The organism is Variovorax boronicumulans (genome assembly GCF_040544675.1).
GTDB lineage: Bacteria > Pseudomonadota > Gammaproteobacteria > Burkholderiales > Burkholderiaceae_C > Variovorax > Variovorax boronicumulans_D.
This window is the reverse complement of the sequence record NZ_JBEPKK010000012.1, coordinates 116,420-137,437: the sequence shown is the minus strand read 5'-3', so window position 1 is coordinate 137,437 and position 21,018 is coordinate 116,420. Positions and strand designations below refer to the sequence as shown.

Below are 21,018 nucleotides of genomic sequence, written 5' to 3'. Positions count from 1 at the left end.
TCAGGGCGCGGCTGGCAAAAGGCCCGCAACGCCGTACAGCGCGGCGAGTTCGCGCAGCCTCGGCGAAAGGCCCTTGACCGCGAAGCCGCGGCCCAGCGCGCTGGACTCCCGGCGGCACTCCAGCAGCACCGCCAGCGCCGACGAATCGAACTGGGCCAGCGCAGTGGCGTCGACCACCGTGGACGAGGAGTCCGTCTGGCCCTTGAGCCCCTGCTGCAGCATGCGCATGCAGGCGGGGGCCTCGTCGTGGGTGAGCTTGGTGGGCAGGACCAGCATGGCTTTGCCCGGTCAGCCCTTGACGTTGCCCTTGTTGCGCGCGGCCAGCGCTGCAATCAGGCCGTCGATGCCGCGTGCATTGATTTCCTGCGAGAACTGGGTGCGGTAGGTGTCGACCAGCCAGACGCCCAGCACATTGAGGTTGTAGACCTTCCAGCCGGCGCCCTGGCCCGGCGTTTTCTCGAGACGGTAGTCCAGCTGCACGGGGTCGCCGCGACCCTGGATCTCGGTACGGACCAGCACTTCCTTGTCGTCGACCGAGCCGCGGAACGGACGCACGGTGACGGTCTGGTCGACCACCTGATCGAGCGCGCCGGCGTAGGTGCGAACCAGCAGGGCCTTGAATTCTTCCTGCAGGCGCTTTTGCTGCTCGGGCGTGGCCTGGCGCCAGGCCGGGCCGACGGCGGAGGCCGTCATGCGCTGGAAGTTGACGTTGGGCATGATCTTGCTGTCGACCAACAGCATGATCTTGTTGACGTCGCCGGCCTTGATCGACGAATCGGCCTTGATGGTGTCAAGCACATCGGACGACAGCCGCTTGACCAGCGCATCGGGCGCCTCGTCGGCGGCGTAGGCCGGGCGCACGAAGGAAACAGCGGCACCGAACAGGAGCGCACCAGCCAACATCAGTCGGCCCACATCGCGTCGTTGCAAGAGCTTGGTGTTCATGGAGAGTCCCTCAAAATTTTGAAAACCGACAAAGCACTTGCGACGCAATGAGCGTCTGGAGTGCCAGTACAAGAACGGGTTCGAGCGGCTCGCAGCCGACCGGGTTCCTGAAGCGGAGGTGAAGCCTTGCAACGGGATGCAAGCGGCTTCATCGCTCCTCTACAGCCTTCCCGCTTGCTGGTTAGTATTGTCCGCCGCCGTCGTCCGCCGGCTCATTGCCGGCACCGTCGTCGCGCGGATTGCCGTCGTGCACCTGGCTCTGGCGACGCTGCAGGAAGGCATCGCGCGTGAACGAATACTTGTCGAGCGCGGCCTCGCCGAGCATGCGGCTGGCGCGCAGGTACTGGGCGCGCGTGTCCACGATGCGCAGCACCGACAGCGAATTGCGCCAGGCCACGTCGTTCATCTGCGCGACCGGGTCGCCGAAGCGGTCCACCGGCAGCGCCGCGGCGTCGCGCAGGGTCGAGGGGCCCAGCAGCGGCAGCACCACATAAGGACCGGCGCCCACGCCCCAGTAGCCCAGCGTCTGGCCGAAGTCTTCTTCATGGCGGGGAATGCCCGCCTCGGTGGCCACGTCGAGCAGCCCGCCGAGCCCGAAGAAGGTGTTGACGTTGAGGCGCATGAAGGTCTCGGCGCTGCCCTGGAGCTTGAGCTGGGCGACGTTGTTCGCCAGGCTCCAGACATCGCCCAGGTTGCTGAAGAAGTTGTTGACGCCCGTGCGCACCATCGAAGGCACCGCGCGCTGGTAGGCCGTGGCCACCGGCACGAACACGGCCTCGTCGACCGTCTCGTTGAAGCGCGAGACGCCGCGATTGAAGGGCTCGATCGGATCGGCCGGATTGGCGCCGGGCCCGGTCGCACACCCGGAGGCGGCGGCCAGAACGAGGGCGGCGCCCATCCAGCGGGCGCCGTCAGCTATGTTTTTGATAGCCATCGAAGGGAAAAAGAAAAAAGAGCGTGGTTTCATTTTTTGTTGGCTGCTCCCGGCGTCGAGGTATTGCCCTCGGCCGCTTTGCTGTAAAGGAACTGGCTGATCAGGTTTTCCAGCACAACGGCCGATTGGGTCGAAGTGATGATGTCGCCGGCCTGCAAGGTCTTCTCCTCGGCGCCCGCTTCGATGCCGATGTACTGCTCGCCGAGCAGGCCACTGGTCAGGATCTTGAGCGAGCTGTCCTTGGGAAAACTGTAACGGTTTTGCAATGCCAGCGTGACGTCGGCCTGAAAGGCCTTGTCGTTGAACGCGATGGACTCCACACGTCCGACCACGACGCCCGCACTCTTGACCGCGGTTTGCGGCTTCAGGCCGCCGATGTTGTCGAAGCGGGCCTTGACCGTGTAGGTCTTCTGGAAGTTCAGGCTCAGCAGGTTGGCCGACTGCAGCGCGAGGAACAGCAGTGCCGCCGCGCCGATCAGGACGAACAGGCCGACCCAGATGTCGTTGTTGGAACGTTGCATGGTTTGCACTCTTTAAAACGATGGGGGCGGAGCCCCTTTTAAATGCTGAACATCATGGCGGTGAGCAGGAAGTCCAGCCCCAGCACGGCAAGCGATGCCGCCACCACGGTACGCGTGGTCGCGCGCGACACGCCCTCCGGTGTGGGCTGGGCCTTGTAGCCCTGCAGCAGCGCGACGAAAGTCACCGTGAAACCGAAGACGATGCTCTTGATGACGCCGTTGCCGACGTCACGCCACACATCGACGCCGCCCTGCATCTGGCCCCAGAAGGCGCCGGGGTCCACCCCCAGCATCAGCACGCCCACGACGTAGCCGCCCATGATGCCGACGGCGCTGAACACCGCGGCCAGCAGCGGCATGGTGATCACGCCGGCCCAGAAGCGCGGCGCGAGGATGCGCTGCACCGGGTCGACCGCCATCATTTCCATGGCGCTGAGTTGTTCGCCGGCCTTCATGAGGCCGATTTCCGCCGTGAGCGATGTCCCGGCGCGCCCGGTGAACAGCAGCGCCGCGACGACGGGCCCGAGTTCGCGCACCAGGCTCAGGGTGACCAAGAGGCCCAGCGCTTCGGACGACCCGTAGCGCTGCAGTGCGTAATACATCTGCAGGCCGAGCACGAAGCCGACGAACAGCCCCGAGACGGCGATGATCGCGAGCGAGTAGTTGCCCAGAAAGTGGATCTGGTCGCGCACCAGGCCGAACCGGCGCAGCGACTGCGCGCCCGGCCCAGCAAGACGCATGAACAGCTTGGCCGCATAGCCCAGGTCGTCGAGCTTGCTGCGCACGGCATAGCCGATATCGGCGGGCTTCCACCAGCTCATGAGCGCCCTCCGACCATCGGGCCGAAATCGTCTTCGATGCTCGCGCCCGGATAGTGGAACTGCACCGGCCCGTCGGGCAAGGCATTCACGAACTGATGCACCAGCGGGTCGGCGCTTTCGCGCACCTCCTGCGGCGTGCCCTGTTCGGCGACCTTGCCGTTGGCCAGGATGATCACGTGGTCGGCAATACGAAAGGTTTCTTCCAGGTCGTGCGAGACGACGATGCTGGTGAGCCCGAGCGTGTCGTTGAGCTGGCGAATCAGTCGCGCCGCGGTGCCGAGCGAAATCGGGTCGAGGCCGGCGAAGGGCTCGTCGTACATCACCAGGTCGGGGTCGAGTGCGATCGCGCGCGCCAGCGCCACACGCCGCGCCATGCCGCCCGACACCTCGCTGGGCATCAGGTCGCGCGCACTGCGCAGGCCCACCGCATCGAGCTTCATGAGCACCACGTCGCGCACCAGCGCGTCAGACAGCTGGGTGTGCTCGCGCAACGGAAACGCCACGTTGTCGAACACGTTCATGTCGGTGAAAAGCGCGCCGAACTGAAAGAGCATGCCCATGCGGCGCCGCGCCGCATAAAGCGCCGGGGCGTCGAACTTGCCGACATCGTGGCCGTCGAAGAGCACTTCGCCGCGCTGTGCGCGCTGCTGTCCGCCGATCAGACGCAGCACGGTGGTCTTGCCTCCGCCGGAGGCGCCCATCAAGGCAGTGACCTTGCCGCGCGGCACGCTGAACGAGACGCCGTCGAGAATCGCGCGCGCGCCGTAGCCGAACGTGACGTCGCGGAACTCTGCGAAGGGTGGTGGCTGTGCGGCTAGGTCCATCTCAATAAAAAAGCCGGGCGCTTTTTCAAGCATCCCGGCATGCGGTTTCCGCGAATGATAGCGGGGCCGCGAAGGGCCCCGCGAAATTGAAACAAAATTCAGCGCGGCAGATCGCTGAACCCCATCAGGAATTCATCCACAGAGCGCGCGGCCTGGCGGCCCTCGCGAATGGCCCACACCACCAGCGACTGGCCGCGGCGGATGTCGCCCGCTGCAAACACCTTCGGCACGTTGGTGGCATAGCCGCCGATGAAGTCGACGGTCGCACGGGCGTTGCCGCGTGCATCCTTCTCCACGCCGAAAGCGTCGAGCACGGTGGCCACGGGGCTGATGAAGCCCATCGCCAGCAGCACCAGGTCGGCCTTGAGGATCTGCTCGCTGCCGGCCACTTCCTGCATCTTGCCGTCCTTCCACTCGACGCGAACAGTCTTCAGGCCCGTGACCTTGCCCTTTTCGCCGATGAATTCCTTGGTCGAGATGGCGAACTCGCGCTCGCAGCCCTCTTCATGGCTGGAGCTGGTGCGCAGCTTGATCGGCCAGTAGGGCCAGGTCAGCGGGCGGTTCTCTTCCTCGGGCGGCTGAGGCATCAGTTCGAACTGCGTGACGCTGACAGCGCCGTGGCGGTTGCTGGTGCCCACGCAGTCGGAGCCGGTGTCGCCACCGCCGATGACGATGACATGCTTGCCGTCGGCGCGCAGTTGTCCCTTGACCTTGTCGCCCGCGTTGACGCGGTTCTGCTGCGGCAGGAACTCCATCGCGAAATGGATGCCGTCCAGGTCGCGGCCGGGCACCGGCAGGTCGCGCGATTGCTCGGCGCCGCCGGTGAGCACCACCGCGTCGAAGTCTTTCTGCAGCTGCTCGGGCGTGATGGTTTCCTTGGCGAGGTTGGTCACCTTGGAACCCTTGCCCAGCGGGTCTTTCGCGGCACCGATCATCACGCCCGTGCGGAAGGTAACGCCCTCGGCCTTCATCTGCTCGACGCGGCGGTCGATGTGGGTCTTCTCCATCTTGAAGTCGGGGATGCCGTAGCGCAGCAGGCCGCCGATGCGGTCGTTCTTCTCGAACAGCGTCACGTCGTGGCCCGCGCGCGCCAGCTGCTGCGCAGCCGCCATGCCGGCCGGGCCCGCACCCACCACGGCCACCTTCTTGCCGGTCTTGTGCTTGGCCACGCGCGGTGCGACCCAGCCTTCGTCCCAGGCGCGGTCGATGATCGCGTGCTCGATCGACTTGATGCCGATCGCTTCGTCGTTCACGTTGAGCACGCAGGCTGCCTCGCAGGGTGCGGGGCAGATGCGGCCGGTGAACTCGGGGAAGTTGTTGGTCGAGTCGAGCACCGCGAAGGCGTTCTGCCAATCGTTGCGGTACACGAGGTCGTTGAAGTCCGGAATGATGTTGTTGACCGGGCAGCCGCTGTTGCAGAACGGCGTGCCGCAGTCCATGCAGCGCGCGCCCTGCACCTTGGCCTGCTCGGGCGTCAGGCCGACAACGAATTCCTTGTAGTGCTTGACGCGCTCGTCGACGGGCTTGTAGCCCTCTTCGATGCGCTCATGCTCCATGAAGCCAGTGATCTTTCCCATCGCGGTTCCTCTGTTCTTCGTATCTGTGGCCGCGCTCAGACGGCGGCCGGTGCGGTCAGCGCGTGCGGCTCGAGGCCCACGTGCGCGTTGTTGCCGCTGCTGGTCAGCTCGACCTTGCGGTCGTGCAGTTCGGCGAGGGCGCGCTTGTATTCGTTCGGGAACACCTTGACGAACTTGGTGCGCGACACGGCCCAGTTATCCAGCAGTTCGCGCGCGCGCTTGCTGCCGGTCCAGCGGTGGTGCTCTTCGAGCAGCTTCTTGAGCTGGGCTTCGTCGGTTTCGCCGCCGTGCCAGATCTTGCGATGCACGCTGGCCGTTTGCTCGGCCGAGGTCAGCACCTTGTCGAGCGACACCATCGAGAGATTGCAGCGCGTGGCGAACTGGCCGTCCTCGTCGTAGACGAAGGCGACGCCGCCGCTCATGCCGGCCGCGAAGTTGCGGCCGGTCTTGCCGAGCACCGCGACCGTGCCGCCGGTCATGTATTCGCAACCGTGGTCGCCTGTGCCTTCGATGACCGCCGTGGCGCCCGAGAGGCGCACCGCGAAGCGTTCACCCGCCACGCCGCAAAGATACGCTTCGCCGGTCGTCGCGCCGTACAGCGCGGTGTTGCCGACGATGGTGTTGCGCACCGCTTCGCCGCGGAAGTCCAGGCTCGGACGCACCACCACGCGGCCGCCCGAGAGGCCCTTGCCGGTGTAGTCGTTGGCATCGCCGATCAGGTACAGCGTGATGCCGCGCGCCAGGAAGGCGCCGAACGACTGGCCGCCTGTGCCTTCGAGCTGGATGCGGATCGAATCGTCCGGCAGGCCCTGCGGATGCACCTTGGTCAGCGCACCCGAAAGCATCGCGCCCACCGAGCGGTTGACGTTGCGCGCCACCTCGATGAACTGCACCTTCTCGCCCTTGTCGATGGCGGGACGCGACTTCTCGATGAGCTTCACGTCCAGCGCACGTTCGAGGCCGTGGTCCTGGTTCTCGACATGGAAGCGCGCCACGTCGGCCGGCACGTTCGGCAACGCGAACAGGCGGCTGAAGTCCAGGCCCGAGGCCTTCCAGTGTTCGATGCCCTTGCGGGTGTCGAGCAGGTCGGCGCGGCCGATCAGGTCGTCGAACTTTCGGATGCCCAGCTGGGCCATGATCTGGCGCACTTCTTCCGCGACGAAGAAGAAGTAGTTGACGACGTGCTCGGGCTTGCCCGAGAACTTCTTGCGCAGGATCGGGTCTTGCGTGGCCACGCCCACCGGGCAGGTGTTCAGGTGGCACTTGCGCATCATGATGCAGCCCTCGACCACCAGCGGCGCGGTGGCGAAGCCGAACTCGTCGGCACCCAGCAGCGCGCCGATGGCGACGTCGCGGCCGGTCTTCATCTGGCCGTCGGCCTGCACGCGGATGCGGCTGCGCAGGCGGTTGAGCACCAGCGTCTGCTGCGTTTCGGCCAGGCCGATTTCCCACGGGCTGCCCGCGTGCTTGATCGACGACCAGGGCGAGGCGCCCGTGCCGCCGTCATGGCCGGCGATCACGACGTGGTCGCTCTTGCACTTGGCCACGCCCGCGGCGATGGTGCCCACGCCGATTTCGCTCACCAGCTTGACGCTGATGCTCGCGTGCGGCGCGGTGTTCTTCAGGTCGTGGATCAGCTGGGCCAGATCTTCGATCGAGTAGATGTCGTGATGCGGCGGCGGCGAGATCAGGCCCACGCCCGGCACCGCATAGCGCTGCTTGCCGATGTACTCGGTGACCTTGCCGCCGGGCAGCTGGCCGCCCTCGCCCGGCTTGGCGCCCTGCGCCATCTTGATCTGGATCTGGTCGGCCGAGTGCAGGTACTCGGCAGTGACGCCGAAACGGCCCGAGGCCACCTGCTTGATGCGCGAGCGCAGCGAGTCGCCGTCGTTCAGCGGCAGGTCGACCTCGACGTTGGCCGCGCCGATCACGCTCTTGAGCGTGTCGCCCTGCTTGATCGGGATGCCCTTGAGCTCGTTGCGGTAGCGCGCCGGGTCTTCCCCGCCCTCGCCCGTGTTGCTCTTGCCGCCGATGCGGTTCATGGCAATCGCGAGCGTGGCGTGCGCCTCGGTGCTGATCGAACCCAGCGACATCGCGCCGGTGGCGAAGCGCTTGACGATCTCCGCCGCCGATTCGACCTCGTCCACCGGAATGGCCTTGGCCGGATCGATCTTGAACTCGAACAGGCCGCGCAGCGTGAGGTGCCGGCGGTTCTGGTCGTTGATGAGCTGCGCGTACTCCTTGTACGTGTTCCAGTTGTTGGAGCGCGTGCTGTGCTGCAGCTTGGCGATGGCGTCGGGCGTCCACATGTGCTCTTCGCCGCGCGTGCGCCAGGCGTATTCGCCGCCGGCGTCCAGCATGTTGGCGAGCACCGGGTCGTCGCTGAACGCGGCCTTGTGCATGCGGATGGCTTCCTCGGCGATCTCGAAGACGCCGATGCCTTCCACGCGGCTGGCGGTGCCGGTGAAGTACTTGTTCACCGTCTCGGTGTTCAGGCCGATGGCTTCGAACAGCTGCGCGCCGCAGTAGCTCATGTAGGTGCTGACACCCATCTTCGACATGATCTTCGACAGGCCCTTGCCGATGGCCTTGACGTAGTTGTAGACCGCCTTGTCGGCGCTCAGGTCGCCCGGCAGGTCGGCATGCATGGCCGCCAGGGTTTCCATGGCGAGGTACGGGTGCACGGCTTCCGCGCCGTAGCCGGCGAGCACGCCGAAGTGGTGCACTTCGCGGGCCGAACCGGTTTCGACCACGAGGCCGGCGGTGGTGCGCAGGCCTTCGCGGACCAGGTACTGGTGCACGGCCGACAGGGCCAGCACGGCGGGGATCGCCACTTGCGTGGGGCTCACGCCGCGGTCGCTCACGATCAGGATGTTGTGGCCGCCCTTGATGGCGTCTACCGCTTCGGCGCACAGCGAGGCCAGCTTGGCTTCGACGCCTTCGTCGCCCCAGGCGAGCGGGTAGGTGATGTCGAGCACGTAGCTCTTGAACTTGCCCTGCGTGTACTTGCCGATGTCGCGCAGCTTCGCCATGTCGGCGAAGTCCAGGATCGGCTGGCTCACTTCGAGACGCATCGGCGGGTTGACCTGGTTGATGTCCAGCAGGTTGGGCTTGGGGCCGATGAAGGACACCAGCGACATCACGATCGCCTCGCGGATCGGGTCGATCGGCGGGTTGGTCACTTGCGCGAACAACTGCTTGAAGTAGTTGTAGAGCGGCTTGTTCTTGTTGGAGAGCACGGCCAGCGGGCTGTCGTTGCCCATGGAACCGATGCCCTCTTCGCCGGCCTGCGCCATCGGGCTCATCAGGAACTTGATGTCTTCCTGGGTGTAGCCGAAGGCCTGCTGGCGGTCGAGCAGCGCAACCTGGCTGAGCGGCGCGGAGACCGGCTCGGCGTTCACGCTGTCCAGCTTGATGCGCAGATTCTCGATCCACTGCTTGTAGGGCTTGCTGTTGGCGAGGGTGGCCTTGACCTCCTCGTCGTCGATCATGCGGCCCTGTTCCAGGTCGATCAGGAACATCTTGCCGGGCTGCAGGCGCCACTTGCGCACGATCTTCTGCTCGGGCACGGGCAGCACGCCCGACTCCGAAGCCATGATGACCAGGTCGTCGTCGGTCACGCAGTAGCGCGAGGGGCGCAGGCCGTTACGGTCCAGCGTGGCGCCGATCTGGCGGCCATCGGTGAACACGATGGACGCCGGGCCGTCCCACGGCTCCAGCATGGCGGCGTGGTATTCATAGAACGCGCGGCGGCGCGGGTCCATGGTGGTGTGCTGTTCCCAGGGCTCGGGAATCATCATCATCACGGCCTGGCTGATGGGGTAGCCGGCCATCGTCAGCAGCTCGAGGCAGTTGTCGAAGGTGGCGGTGTCGGACTGGCCGGCAAAGCTGATCGGGTAGAGCTTCTGCAGGTCGGCGCCCAGCACGGGCGAGGACATGACGCCTTCGCGCGCCTTCATCCAGTTGTAGTTGCCCTTGACCGTGTTGATTTCGCCGTTGTGCGCAACGTAGCGGTACGGGTGGGCCAGCGGCCACTCGGGGAATGTGTTGGTCGAGAAGCGCTGATGCACCAGGCCCAGGGCCGAGACGCAGCGCTTGTCCTGCAGGTCCATGAAGTAGGTGCCGACCTGGTCGGCAAGCAGCAGGCCCTTGTAGACCACGGTGCGGCTGGACATGCTCGGAACGTAGTATTCCTTGCTGTGCTTGAGCTTCAGGCGCTGGATGTTGGCGCTGGCGGTCTTGCGGATCACGTAGAGCTTGCGTTCCAGCGCGTCCTGCACGATCACGTCGTTGCCGCGGCCGATGAACACCTGGCGCAGCAGCGGTTCCTTTTCGCGAACGGTGGGCGACATGGGCATGTCGCGGTTGACCGGCACGTCGCGCCAGCCGAGCAGCACCTGGCCTTCGGCCTTGATGGCGCGTTCCATCTCCTGTTCGCAGGCTTCGCGCGAGGCGTGCTCCTTCGGCAGGAAGATCATGCCGACGCCGTATTCGCCGGGCGGGGGCAGCGTGACGCCCTGCTTGGCCATCTCGTCGCGATACAGGTGGTCGGGCAACTGGATCAGGATGCCGGCGCCGTCGCCCATCAGCTTGTCAGCGCCCACTGCGCCGCGGTGGTCGAGGTTTTCGAGGATCTTCAAGCCCTGCAGCACGATGGCGTGGCTTTTCTCACCCTTGATATGGGCGACGAAGCCGACGCCGCAGGCGTCGTGCTCATCGGCACCGGAATACAGACCGTGTTTTTGGAGATGTTCGATCTCGGCAGCCGTCGTCATGGCGCACTCCTTCAGTTTTCGCAGGGAAAGGGAGCATATTGCGATGCACAAAGAATGCCAAACACTTTAATTGGGGTCAGATTCTTATTAAATCCTGAGTTTTCTGATCGGAATTAAATTGGGGACATATCAAAAACGGTAGCAAGACAGCTCGCAATCGCAATGCTTGACCAGCTCTTTGAAGCTCAGGAATCAGGCGCAGCGGGCGGCCTGCCGGCCTTTGCCTTGACCACGCGCCGCTCCGTCGACTTCTGGAGCGCGTCCAGAAAATCGAGGTCACCCGCCGCCCAGCCCCTCAAGGTGGCCTCGGTCAATGTGGTCTGGTCGGCCGTTCGCACCCCTGCGCGCACCAGTTCGACGTACGCCGCCTCGCGCGCGAACGGGGTGTTGCCCAGTTCCCAGTACAGCGGATGCGGCGTCAGGAGCTTGTCGTGCCGCAGGCCCGCGTAGTGGCCATGGCTGGACCACGGGAACTCGCGGGCATCGACCGCAAGCCCGGCGCGCACGGGGTTCAGGTCGATATAGGCCATGCAGGTCATCAGGTACCGATCCGTCTGGATCAGCGTGGACCTGTAGCGGCCTTCCCACAAGGTGCCGCTGCGGCCGTGGCGGTCGTTGAAGTAGCGCACATAGCTGCGCCCCACCGACTGCATGAACTGCGGCAGGCCGGTGGTGCTGTCCGGCGTGGCCAGCAGATGGAAGTGGTTGTCCATCAGCACATAGGCGTGCAGCGCAATGCCCAGGCGCGCGGCGCTGTCGGCGAGCAGGCCGAGCAGCTTCTCGTGGTCCGCGCGATCGACAAAGATCGGCTGGCGGTTGTTGCCGCGCTGGATCACGTGATGCGGCATACCGGCCAATGTGAGACGGGGAAGGCGGGCCATGGAATGAGGTGTCGCGCGAGGCTTGTATCCTAAGCGGCTGGTTTGGCAACGTATCCGGGGAGCCCTGAATGTTCAAGTTTTTCAAGGAACTGGTCGATTCGGTGAAGGAGGGCATGGCCGAGGGAAGGGCCGAACTCGCCCAGGAAGAGGCCGACCGCCAGGCCGCGCAACAGAAGAACAACGCCGAACTGGAGGCGCGCCTCGCGGCTTCGTCGCGCTTCGAAAACTTTGCGGTGGCGCTGGCCGCGGTTTACAGGCAGACCTTCGCGCCCGACCTGAACGAAGCGCGCGAGGCGCAACGCAGCGCGGTGCATCTGCTGTGCATCGGCATTCCGCCCAATGAAGTCGAGCCCTGGAAGAAATTGCTGGCCCGCGATTTCTCCGTGACCACCGGCGAAGAGGCGGCGGCCGCGGTGGCGGCGATCATCGAGGACTTTCCCTCGCACAGCGACGACGAACTCGCGCTCTGGATCGGGCGCGCGAGCCATCTGGCCACCGGCGCGGCCGCCGTGGGCTACGCGCGCGACGAAGAGGTGCTGGCGTGGCTGGAGCCTGCCGTGGAACTGGCGGTCGAGCGCTTCAGCGGTTGGGACAACTATTCGCAAAGCTTCCTGGCCGGCGAGCGCAATGCGCCGGGCAGCAACATCGTCGGACGCAAGCTGCTCGCCTCGGTGGCAGAAAAGCTCCTGGCGGACGAACTGAGCCCCTGGAAGACGGTGGCCTGGCCTGCGCGCGATTCGCTGGCCGACCTGCTCGCCTCTCGCGGTGCCGCGCGGCCGAGCTGACCCGACCTCGACGGCTTCAGCCCAGGCGAAACCGCGTATCGCCCAGCGCGTCGAGGCCGAACTGGGCCAGCAACTCGCCCAGGCGCGTGGCCGCACTTGCCTTGCGCTGCCCGGTGTAGCGCGCCAGGATCAGCTCGTTCTTCATGCTGTGCTCCCAGCCCACCAGCTCGGTGACCGTGACGCTGTAGCCGTTGGCCTCCAGGTACAGGCACCGCAGCACGTTGGTGAGCTGGCTGCCGATTTCGCGCGTGTGCAGCGGATGGCGCCACAGCTCCGCCAGCGGCGTGCGCGACAGGGCCAGCGCCTTGGTTTCGCGCAGGCACGCCGCCACTTCGGCTTGGCAGCACGGCACCAGCACCATGCAGCGCGCCTTCTTCGCAAGGCCGAAGGCGATGGCGTCGTCGGTCGCGGTGTCGCAGGCATGCAGCGCGGTGACCACGTCGATCTGCGCCGGCAGCTCGCTCGCATTCGCCGATTCGGCCACCGTGAGATTCAGGAACGACATTCGGCCGAACCCCAGCTGCGCGGCCAGTTGGCGCGAGCGCTCGACCAGCTCGCTGCGCGTCTCGATGCCGTAGACATGGCCGCTCTCGCGCGCGCGAAAGAACAGGTCGTAGATGATGAATCCGAGGTACGACTTGCCCGCGCCGTGGTCGGCCAGCGTCGCCTGGGCGCCCTGCTCCGGCAGTTCGCGCAGCAGTTGCTCGATGAACTGGAACAGGTGATAGACCTGCTTGAGCTTGCGCCGCGAATCCTGGTTGAGCCGCCCCTCGCGGGTGAGGATGTGCAGCTCTTTCAGCAGTTCGACGGACTGCCCGGGCCGCAGGACTTCCGCGAGTTCCGCATCGGCCTTGGCCGCCTTGTTCGTCGTCTTCATGGCCTTGGCCGCCTGTGCATTCATGGTCGGGCACTCCCTGGCCCTACGTCGAGCGCGGCCCAGCCGGCCGGGCCCAGCGCCTGCAGTGTTTCGATGTTGCGCTCGAAGATGGCTTCGGCTTCTGGAAAGGCCTCGACCGCGCGGCTCACGCTGTCCTCGCGCAGCAGATGCAGCGTGGGATAGGGCGCGCGATTCGTGGCGTTCTCGATGTCGTCGGGTTCGGTGCCGCCGAACTGAAACCGCGGATGAAAGCTCGCCAGCTGGAACACGCCGTCGAATCCCGCCCGCGCGAGCCTGCGTTCGGCGCGTGCCGTGAAGTCGTTGAAGTCCAGAAAATCCGCCAAGGTGTTGGGTGCGATAAGCAAGGTGGTGTCGCACACGGAGGCGTCGAGCGCGGCGAGTTCGTCGGCCTCGGCCAGGAGCATGTCGATCAGCGCGTTGTCGTCTGCTGCCAGGTACACCGCATAGTGGATCTGCGCCTTCACATGCACCGCCTTCGCGAAGGGACACAGGTTGAGGCCGATGACCGCACGCTCCAGCCAGCGCCGCGTGTCGGCTTCGGCCTGAGGGGCGGCTATTGTCGTCGGGCGGGTCATGCCGCGTCCCCCGGGGGGCGCAATCGCCCCAGTCGCCGTGCAACCACCATGCCGGCCAGCGAGCAGGTCAGCGTGGCGGTCCAGGTCCAGTGCCACCCACCGACCCGATGGGCCACCCACGCCACCGCGGGCGGCGCGAGAAACTGCCCCAGCGAAGAGGCCTGCTGCATGAGCCCGACCGTCGTGGAGACGGTGCCGGGTCCGGGCGCCAGCCGAACGCCGAGCAGGAACAGCGTGGCCGGCACCATGCCGCCGCCCAGCGAGAAGACGCAGACCGCGATGTAGCGGAGCGCGGGCGGCAAGCCCAGGGCCTCGGCGCCCTGCCCCACCTGTGCGAACGCAGCGACGCCGCCCAGCGCCATCGCCAGGAACCCCGCCTGCAGCAAGCGCTCGGGCGCAACGCCGCGCTGCAGCCAGCGGCCGCCCGCGACATTGCCCACGATGTTCGTGGCCGCCGCCAGCGCGGTGAGCACGGCGCTCCACCCGGCGGGCACGCCCGCGCCGGCGTAGATGGCGGGCAGGAAGCCGATCACCGCGATCCATTGGGCGGAGTACACCGCGAAGGTCAACGCAATCAGCCAGGGCGCGCGCGCGCCGACCGTGGCCAGCAAGCGCGACGCCCCAGTCGCGGGCACATGCCCCGCGGCGACCGGCCGAAGCCCGTCTGCCGGCACCGCAAACCACACCCAGAGCGCCGCCGCCGCGGACACGGCAGCCAGCACCCACCACCAGTCGCCCCATCCGCCCCAGGCGATCAAGGCCGGCCCGAGCAGCAGCGCGAGCGCCACGCCCAGCGGCATGTAGGCGCCCCACAAACCCAGCGCCGCCTTGTCCGCGCCGGGCGGCGTCAGTGCACGAACCAGCCCCGGCCCCGGCATGACCGACAGCAGGAAGCCGATGCCTTCGACGGCACGCAGCACGAGCAGCCACTGCACCGCATGCGAACCGCCGAGCAGGCCCGCGCCCACGGCGCCGCCGAGCAGGCTGGCGGTCGTGAGGATCGACAGGCCGGCCAGCATGCTGCGGCGCAAGCCGATGGTGTCGGCCGCGAGCCCGGCCACCAAGCCCAGCGTCATGCTCGCCACCTGCACCAGCGACAGCAGAAATCCGGCTTCGACGAGGTCGATGCCGAGCGAGGCCTGCAGCTCGGGCACCGCAGGCGGCAACTTGCCCAGGTGCAATGCCGCGCTGACGCCGCCCAGCATGACGGCGAAGGCAGCGGCGGGGACGCGCGGCGAAGCCGTCATGCAATGCCCCGCCGGCCGGTCAGGCGCTCGTGCTCGCGCATCGCGAAGCGGTCGGTCATGCCGGCGATGTAGTCGGCCACGGCCCGCTGGCGGTCGCGGCGCCCGGCGTAGGCCTCGGGCATTTCGCCCGCGCGTTCCAGATAGGCCTCGAACAGCTCGCGCACCACCTGCTGGGCCTGGTCGGTGGTCTGGGTGACCTGCGGGTGCCTGTAGAGATTGCGGAACAGAAAGCGCTTGAGCGCGTCGGATTGCGCCTGCATGGTCTCGCTGAAGGCGACGATGGGCGGCGCATGGCGCACGCCGTCGGCATCGGCGGGCGCCAGGGCCTCGAGCGCCGCGCGCGTGGCGTCGATCACGTCGTAGACCTGCGCGCTCAGCATGCGCCGGATGGTCTCGTAGAGCACGCGGCGGTCCTGCAGCTGCGGATGCTCGGCCAGCGCCTCGCGGCGGTAGCGCTCGAAGAGCTCCACCTCGGAGAGCTGCTCGACGCTGATCAGGCCGGAGCGCACGCCGTCATCGATGTCGTGGGCGTTGTAGGCGATGGCATCGGCCAGATTGCACAGCTGGGCTTCCAGTCCCGGCTGCGTGCGGTCCAGAAAGCGCCGGGCCACGCCGTTGGGCTCGGCGGCCTCCAGGCGCTCGGCGTTGAGCCGCGAGCAATGCTTGAGGATGCCCTCGCGGGTCTCGAAGCTCAGATTCAGGCCGTCGTACTGCGGGTAGCGATGCTCCAGCGCATCGACCACGCGCAGGCTCTGCAGGTTGTGCTCGAAGCCGCCGTGGTCGGCCATGCAGTCGTTCAGTGCGTCCTGGCCGGCATGGCCGAAGGGCGTGTGGCCCAGGTCGTGCGCCAGTGCGATCGCCTCGACCAGGTCTTCGTTGATGTGCAGGGCGCGCGCGATCGAGCGGCCCAGCTGGGCGACTTCGAGCGAATGCGTCAGACGTGTGCGGAACAGGTCGCCTTCGTGGTTCAGGAAGACCTGCGTCTTGTAGACCAGCCGCCGGAACGCGGTCGAATGCACGATGCGGTCGCGGTCGCGCTGGAAGGCATCGCGCGTGGGCGCGGGCGGCTCGGGATGACGGCGGCCGCGCGATTTCGCAGGGTGGCAGGCGAAAACCGCGAGACTCATGGGCAGGCGCCCGCGCTCATCCGGCCACGCAGCACTGAGCGAGCACTTCGCGCACAAGCGCGTCGGGCGCGCTGCTGACCGCGGCGGAGCCGGGCTTGTCGATCACCACGAAGCGGATCTCGCCGGCCTCGGACTTCTTGTCGACGCGCATGAGCTCCAGGTAGCGCTCCGCACCGAGCGCCGGACCCACGGTCGGCAGCCCAGCGCGCTGGATCAGGCGGGTCAGCCGCTGGACGAAAGCCGCGTCGACGCCGCCCAGCCGCTGCGAGAGGTGCGCCGCCATGACCATGCCGCAGCCCACGGCTTCGCCATGCAGCCATTCGCCGTACCCCAGGCCCGATTCGATGGCGTGGCCGAAGGTATGGCCGAAATTCAGAATGGCGCGCAGGCCTGTCTCGCGCTCGTCCTGCCCCACCACCAGCGCCTTGATCTCGCAACTGCGCTTGACGGCATGGGCCAGCGCCGCCGGGTCGCGCGCGACCAGCGCGTCGATGTTCGCTTCGATCCAGTCGAGAAAACCCATGTCGTGGATCGGGCCGTACTTGATGACTTCGGCCAGGCCCGCGCTGAGTTCGCGAGGCGGCAGCGTCTGCAGCGTGCCCAGGTCGCAGACCACCAGCTGCGGCTGGTAGAACGCGCCGATCATGTTCTTGCCCAGCGGATGGTTGATGGCCGTCTTGCCGCCGACCGACGAATCCACCTGCGCCAGCAAAGTGGTCGGCACCTGGACGAAGGGCACGCCGCGCATGTAGCTGGCGGCGGCAAAACCCGTCATGTCGCCCACCACGCCGCCGCCCAGCGCGAACAGCACGGTCTTGCGGTCGCTGCCGTGGCCGAGCAACGCGTCGAAGATCAGGTTCAGGGTTTCAAGATTCTTGTAGACCTCGCCGTCGGGCAGCTCCAGCAGGTGCACGGTGCGGTACCGCCCGGCCAGCACGGTGCGAAGGGCTTCGGCATAGAGTGGCGCCACCGTGGTGTTGCTCACGATGAGCGCGCTGGCGGCCGCGGGCGTCGCGGCAAAACTTCGGGGGTCGTCGAGCAGGCCGGCGCCGATCAGGATCGGGTAGCTGCGGTCGCCCAGCTGGATGTCGACGCGTTCTGGCGGTGCGGAAAGTGCGGTCAATGGCATGGCGGCGAGTTTAGGCGCTGCGCCCGATGCAGGGGCAGGGGCTCAGGCGGCGGGCGCTTCCGGATGGGCGCCCGGCGCGACGATGCCGGCCAGCTCGAGCTGCATCACGATGATGTTCACCAGCATGGCGACGGAAGGGCGGCCGGTGTCGACCACGTCGTGCGCCGTTTCCCGGTAGAACGGATCGCGCGCGTCGTGCAGTTCGCGCAGCCGCCCCAAGGGATCGGCCACTTGCAGCAAGGGGCGCTTGACGTCGTGGCGCAGGCGCCTGAAGAGGTCCTCGGGCGAGGAACGCAAATAGATGACATGGAAGTGATCGCGCAGTTGCTTGCGGTTGGCTTCCCGGAGCACCGCACCGCCGCCGGTGGCCAGCACGCCCTGCGCGTTGGCGGAGAGTTCGGCGATCACCGCCTGCTCGAGGTCGCGAAAGGCGACTTCGCCTTCGCGCTCGAAGTAATCGCGAATCGAGCAGCCGATGCGCTGCTCGATCACATGATCGGTGTCGATGAATGGAATATCCAGCCGACCGCCCAGGCGCCGGCCCACTGCGGACTTTCCGGCGCCGGGCAAGCCGACGAGTGCGACCGCCACGCGGTGGCTGCTACGCCCGCGCGTCAGCGCGCGGCGTTGCGGTCGGTAATCATCTTTGGAGTGATAAAGACGAGCATTTCGGTCTTGTTGGCAACGCGTTCGCGCTTGCGGAACAATGCCCCCATGTAGGGGATTTCACCCAGCACCGGCACGCGCGACTCGTCATTGGTTTCGGTAAGTTCGAAGATACCACCGATGACGACCGTGCCGCCGTTCTCGACCAGCACCTCGGTCTGCACATGCTTGGTGTTGATGGCCGGGCCCGCCGACGTGTTCACGCCGCGGGCGTCCTTGCTCACATCCAGCGTCAGGATGATGTTGCCCTCAGGGGTGATCTGCGGCGTCACTTCCAGCTTCAGCACCGCCTTGCGGAAAGAGATGGAAGTCGCGCCGCTGGACGTTGCCTGCTGGTACGGAATTTCTTCGCCCTGCTCGATCAGCGCCTTGGTCTGGTCGGCCGTGATGACGCGGGGGCTGGACACCAGCTTGCCCTTGCCGTCGGCTTCGAGCGCGGAGATTTCGAGGTTCAGCATGCGCGAGAAGCTCGAATTGAAGAGCGAGATCGCGAAGTTGCCGGCTGCGTTGCCCGTACCGCCTGCATCGCCTGCGGGCAGGTTGATGAAGTTGGAGTTGGTCCAGGTGGTGGTTGCCGTGTTCGCGCCACCATTGGTGCCCGCCGTCACGGTGGGCATCATGCCGACGTTGCCGAAGGCACGGTTGCCGGACGAAGAGGCAAAACGCTCCCCGGCAATGCCGCCGCCCAGCCGCACGCCCAACGACTTGCCGAAGGTATCGGACGCCTCGACGATGCGGGCTTCGATCAGCACCTGGCGCACCGGGATGTCCAGCTTCTGGATCAGCTCGGTCACCTGGGCCAGGCGCGACGGAATGTCGGACACGAACAACTGGTTGGTGCGGGCCTCCGCAATCACGCTGCCGCGAGGGCTGAGGATGCGGGTGGTGGTCCCGCCGCCACCGCCGCCGCCACTGCCCGCGCCTGTACCGGTCAGGCCCTGCGCAATGGAAATGGCCTTGGTGTAGTTGAGCTGGAACGATTGCGTACGCACCGGCTCCAGGTTCTCGATCGCGGCCTTGGCCTCGAACTCGAGCTTTTCCTTGGCGTTGATTTCGTCCTTGGGTGCGATCCACAGCACGCTGCCGTTCTTGCGCATGCCCAGGTTCTTCGCCTGCATGATGATGTCCAGCGCCTGGTCCCAGGGCACGTCCTTCAGGCGCAGCGTCAGCGCGCCGCTCACCGAGTCCGAAGTCACGATGTTGAAGTTCGTGAAGTCGGCGATGACCTGGAGCAGCGAACGGATTTCGATGTTCTGGAAGTTGAGCGAGAGCTTTTCGCCGTTGTAGCCGACGCCCTGCGTGAGCTTGGTCGGGTCGACCTTGCGGGCACGGACCTCGATCACGAACTGGTTCTCGCTCTGGTAGGCGCTGTGCTCCCAGTCGCCCTTCGCCTCGATCGTCATGCGAACGCGGTCGCCCGACTGCTGCGAGGTGATCATTTGCACGGGCGTGCCGAAATCACCCACATCCAGACGACGGCGCAGGCCTTCGGGCAAGGTCGACTTGGTGAACTCCACCACGAGGTTCTTGCCCTGCTGCTTGACATCGACGCCGACCTGGTTGTTCGGCAAGTCCACGATGACGCGGCCGGTGCTGTCGGAGCCGAGGCGGAAGTCGACGTCGCGCAGCGGCAGCGTGTCGCGATTGCGGTTCTCCGCAAAGACGGTGGCGGCGGACGTGGCGAGCGCCGTACCGGCCGCGGGTTCGAGGATCACCAGCAGCGACTTGCCCTGGATTTCCGTCTTGTATGCGGTGGCCTGCTTGAGGTTCAGCACCACGCGGCTTCGCTCGCCGGCCTGGACCACATTGACCGAACGCAGGTTGCCCTGGTTCACTTCAATGGCGGAACGCCCGATGGCGTTGGTCACACCCGGGAAGTCCAGCGCAATGCGCGCCGGTGTCTGCACGGCGAATCCGGCCGGAACCGCGGTGAGCGGCTGCGTCAGATCGATCCGGATCACCTCGGCGCCGGATTGCGTCGAGCTGGTCACAGCCTCGATTGCGTTTTGCGCATGGGCAACGGCAAGCGAGCCGAATGCCAGCAGACCCAGCCCGGCAGCGCGCAGCCACTGTGCCATCGTTGATTTTTTTTGGTTCATTTCGCACTCTCTTGCAGCTGCAATGTCGCTACGCGTTCGATCCATTCACCGGCAGCGTCCTGCACGATTTCGCGCAAGCCGACTTCGGTTTCGTTGATACGGGTAATGCGCCCGTAGTTGAGTCCCAGGTATTCGCCGACGCGCACCTTGTAGAGCAGCTTGTCGACACGAACCAGCGCCACCGGCTGGCCGTTGCGGTTCATGCTGCCGACCATGGCCATCGAATCGAGCGGGAAGGCCTCCAGGGATTCCTTGCGGCGCGCCAGTTCAGGCGCAATCAGCTCCGAGGTGCTCGGCTGATTCGACTCGCGACGCAGGGCCTGCGTCAGCTTCAACATGTTGAAAGGCTCGAAGGACGAGCCCTCGGTGTAGGCCTGCGGCGTGAATTTCTTGGGTTCCGTGATCGGCGGCACCGAAGGCTTCACCTGGGCGCGCTGCTCGACCATCCACCGCTGCAGGTCTTCCTGCCCGGAGTCGCAGGCGCTCAGGCCGATGGTGGCCAGCATCAGCCACAGGACTTTGGTTGCCGCCCTCATTTCTTCGCCTTCGGCGCGGCAGCGCGTTTCTGGGCAGCCCGCTCGTCGTCATCGAGGTAGCGGAAGGTGCGCGCAGTGGCATCCATCGTCAGCACGTCCTTGTCCTTTTGCGGAGTGACCGTCATGTTGTTGAGCGTCACGATGCGCGAAAGGCTGGCGATGTCGGCCGCAAAGGCGCCCATGTCGTGATACCGCCCGGTGACGCGAACAGAGATCGGCAGCTCGGCGTAGTAGTCCTTGACCGAGACCGAGCCCGGCCGGAACAGTTCGAACTGCAGGCTGCGGCCGAGGCCGGCCTGGTTGATGTCCGAGAGCAGCGCGTCCATTTCGGCCTTGCTGGGCAACTGCTTCTCGAGCACGGTCACGTATTGCTGGACCTGCTCGCGCTGCTTCTTCAGGAGGTCGAGGTTGGCGGCCTGCGCCACCTTTTTCTGGTAGTCGGCCCTGAGCGTCACTTCCTTGGCACGCTCGGCTTCGAGTGCATCGTTGGAATTGGTGAGCCAGACGAACCACAGCGCCACGAGCACCAGCGCGGTCACGGCCACGCACAGGGCATAGCGCGGAACTGCGGGCCACACCGACGGATCGTTGGGATTGAGCCCGCGGAACTGGTCGCCGAAGCCCCGCATTGCGGCGCCGACGTCTATCTTTTGGGAGGGGCGATTGCTTGCCATGATC

Annotated in this window: 19 protein-coding genes; 1 reads left to right on the top strand and 18 read right to left on the bottom strand. The window is 66.3% G+C overall.

Features of this window, described 5'->3' with window-relative positions:
- From ABIC90_RS20440 to ABIC90_RS20400, 9 genes are all read right to left on the bottom strand, one after another.
- Complete coding sequence (locus ABIC90_RS20440; protein ID WP_354357271.1) at nt 1-276, bottom strand: STAS domain-containing protein; 276 nt, start codon at nt 274-276, stop codon at nt 1-3.
- Between the two features lie 12 nt (nt 277-288).
- Nucleotides 289-945, bottom strand: a complete 657-nt coding sequence (locus ABIC90_RS20435) for an MlaC/ttg2D family ABC transporter substrate-binding protein (RefSeq protein ID WP_354357269.1) — start codon at nt 943-945, stop codon at nt 289-291.
- Between the two features lie 181 nt (nt 946-1,126).
- Nucleotides 1,127-1,879 (bottom strand): MlaA family lipoprotein, encoded by a 753-nt coding sequence (locus tag ABIC90_RS20430; protein ID WP_354357267.1) that lies wholly within the window; start codon nt 1,877-1,879, stop codon nt 1,127-1,129.
- Between the two features lie 29 nt (nt 1,880-1,908).
- Nucleotides 1,909-2,400 (bottom strand): outer membrane lipid asymmetry maintenance protein MlaD, encoded by a 492-nt coding sequence (gene mlaD, locus ABIC90_RS20425; RefSeq protein ID WP_354357265.1) that lies wholly within the window; start codon nt 2,398-2,400, stop codon nt 1,909-1,911.
- 38 nt (nt 2,401-2,438) lie between these two features.
- Entirely contained in the window at nt 2,439-3,221 is a 783-nt protein-coding gene (gene mlaE / locus ABIC90_RS20420) for a lipid asymmetry maintenance ABC transporter permease subunit MlaE (RefSeq protein ID WP_354357263.1), read from the bottom strand.
- Nucleotides 3,218-4,078: an ABC transporter ATP-binding protein gene (locus tag ABIC90_RS20415; protein WP_436318230.1), complete on the bottom strand. Its 861-nt coding sequence runs from the start codon at nt 4,076-4,078 to the stop codon at nt 3,218-3,220. The genes mlaE and ABIC90_RS20415 overlap by 4 nt, the downstream gene beginning before the upstream one ends.
- Nucleotides 4,079-4,143: 65 nt before the next feature.
- Entirely contained in the window at nt 4,144-5,622 is a 1,479-nt protein-coding gene (locus ABIC90_RS20410) for a glutamate synthase subunit beta (RefSeq protein WP_354357259.1), read from the bottom strand.
- 35 nt (nt 5,623-5,657) lie between these two features.
- Complete coding sequence (locus ABIC90_RS20405) at nt 5,658-10,397, bottom strand: glutamate synthase-related protein (protein ID WP_354357257.1); 4,740 nt, start codon at nt 10,395-10,397, stop codon at nt 5,658-5,660.
- 185 nt (nt 10,398-10,582) lie between these two features.
- The gene (locus tag ABIC90_RS20400; protein WP_354357255.1) at nt 10,583-11,278 is read right to left on the bottom strand and encodes a transposase; all 696 of its coding nucleotides are present in this window, start codon (nt 11,276-11,278) and stop codon (nt 10,583-10,585) included.
- Nucleotides 11,279-11,346: 68 nt separating this feature from the next.
- Here ABIC90_RS20400 and ABIC90_RS20395 point away from each other — a divergent pair, with 68 nt between their 5' ends.
- Nucleotides 11,347-12,063, top strand: a complete 717-nt coding sequence (locus ABIC90_RS20395) for a DUF1266 domain-containing protein (RefSeq protein ID WP_354357253.1) — start codon at nt 11,347-11,349, stop codon at nt 12,061-12,063.
- Nucleotides 12,064-12,079: 16 nt separating this feature from the next.
- Here the strand turns inward: ABIC90_RS20395 and ABIC90_RS20390 are convergent, their stop codons facing one another.
- The 9 genes from ABIC90_RS20390 to ABIC90_RS20350 are packed head-to-tail and all read right to left on the bottom strand — an operon-like array spanning nt 12,080 to nt 21,014.
- On the bottom strand, nt 12,080-12,964 hold the full coding sequence (locus ABIC90_RS20390) for a class I SAM-dependent methyltransferase (protein ID WP_354357251.1): 885 nt from the start codon (nt 12,962-12,964) through the stop codon (nt 12,080-12,082).
- A complete protein-coding gene (locus tag ABIC90_RS20385; RefSeq protein ID WP_354357249.1) occupies nt 12,961-13,536 on the bottom strand; it encodes a DUF1415 domain-containing protein in 576 nt (191 codons plus the stop codon). Before ABIC90_RS20385 ends, ABIC90_RS20390 begins: the two co-directional genes overlap by 4 nt.
- Entirely contained in the window at nt 13,533-14,783 is a 1,251-nt protein-coding gene (locus ABIC90_RS20380; RefSeq protein ID WP_354357247.1) for an MFS transporter, read from the bottom strand. Before ABIC90_RS20380 ends, ABIC90_RS20385 begins: the two co-directional genes overlap by 4 nt.
- A complete protein-coding gene (locus ABIC90_RS20375) occupies nt 14,780-15,910 on the bottom strand; it encodes a deoxyguanosinetriphosphate triphosphohydrolase (protein WP_354357245.1) in 1,131 nt (376 codons plus the stop codon). Before ABIC90_RS20375 ends, ABIC90_RS20380 begins: the two co-directional genes overlap by 4 nt.
- A gap of 16 nt (nt 15,911-15,926) precedes the next feature.
- Nucleotides 15,927-17,039, bottom strand: coding sequence for a 3-dehydroquinate synthase (gene aroB, locus ABIC90_RS20370; protein WP_354357243.1), 1,113 nt, complete (start codon nt 17,037-17,039; stop codon nt 15,927-15,929).
- A gap of 42 nt (nt 17,040-17,081) precedes the next feature.
- Nucleotides 17,082-17,630 (bottom strand): shikimate kinase, encoded by a 549-nt coding sequence (locus ABIC90_RS20365; protein ID WP_354357241.1) that lies wholly within the window; start codon nt 17,628-17,630, stop codon nt 17,082-17,084.
- A 23-nt stretch (nt 17,631-17,653) separates the two neighbouring features.
- Nucleotides 17,654-19,804: a type IV pilus secretin PilQ gene (pilQ, locus tag ABIC90_RS20360; RefSeq protein WP_354357239.1), complete on the bottom strand. Its 2,151-nt coding sequence runs from the start codon at nt 19,802-19,804 to the stop codon at nt 17,654-17,656.
- A complete protein-coding gene (locus ABIC90_RS20355; RefSeq protein WP_354357237.1) occupies nt 19,801-20,340 on the bottom strand; it encodes a pilus assembly protein PilP in 540 nt (179 codons plus the stop codon). The genes pilQ and ABIC90_RS20355 overlap by 4 nt, the downstream gene beginning before the upstream one ends.
- Nucleotides 20,337-21,014 (bottom strand): type 4a pilus biogenesis protein PilO, encoded by a 678-nt coding sequence (locus ABIC90_RS20350; protein ID WP_354357235.1) that lies wholly within the window; start codon nt 21,012-21,014, stop codon nt 20,337-20,339. Before ABIC90_RS20350 ends, ABIC90_RS20355 begins: the two co-directional genes overlap by 4 nt.
- Nucleotides 21,015-21,018: the final 4 nt, after the last annotated feature.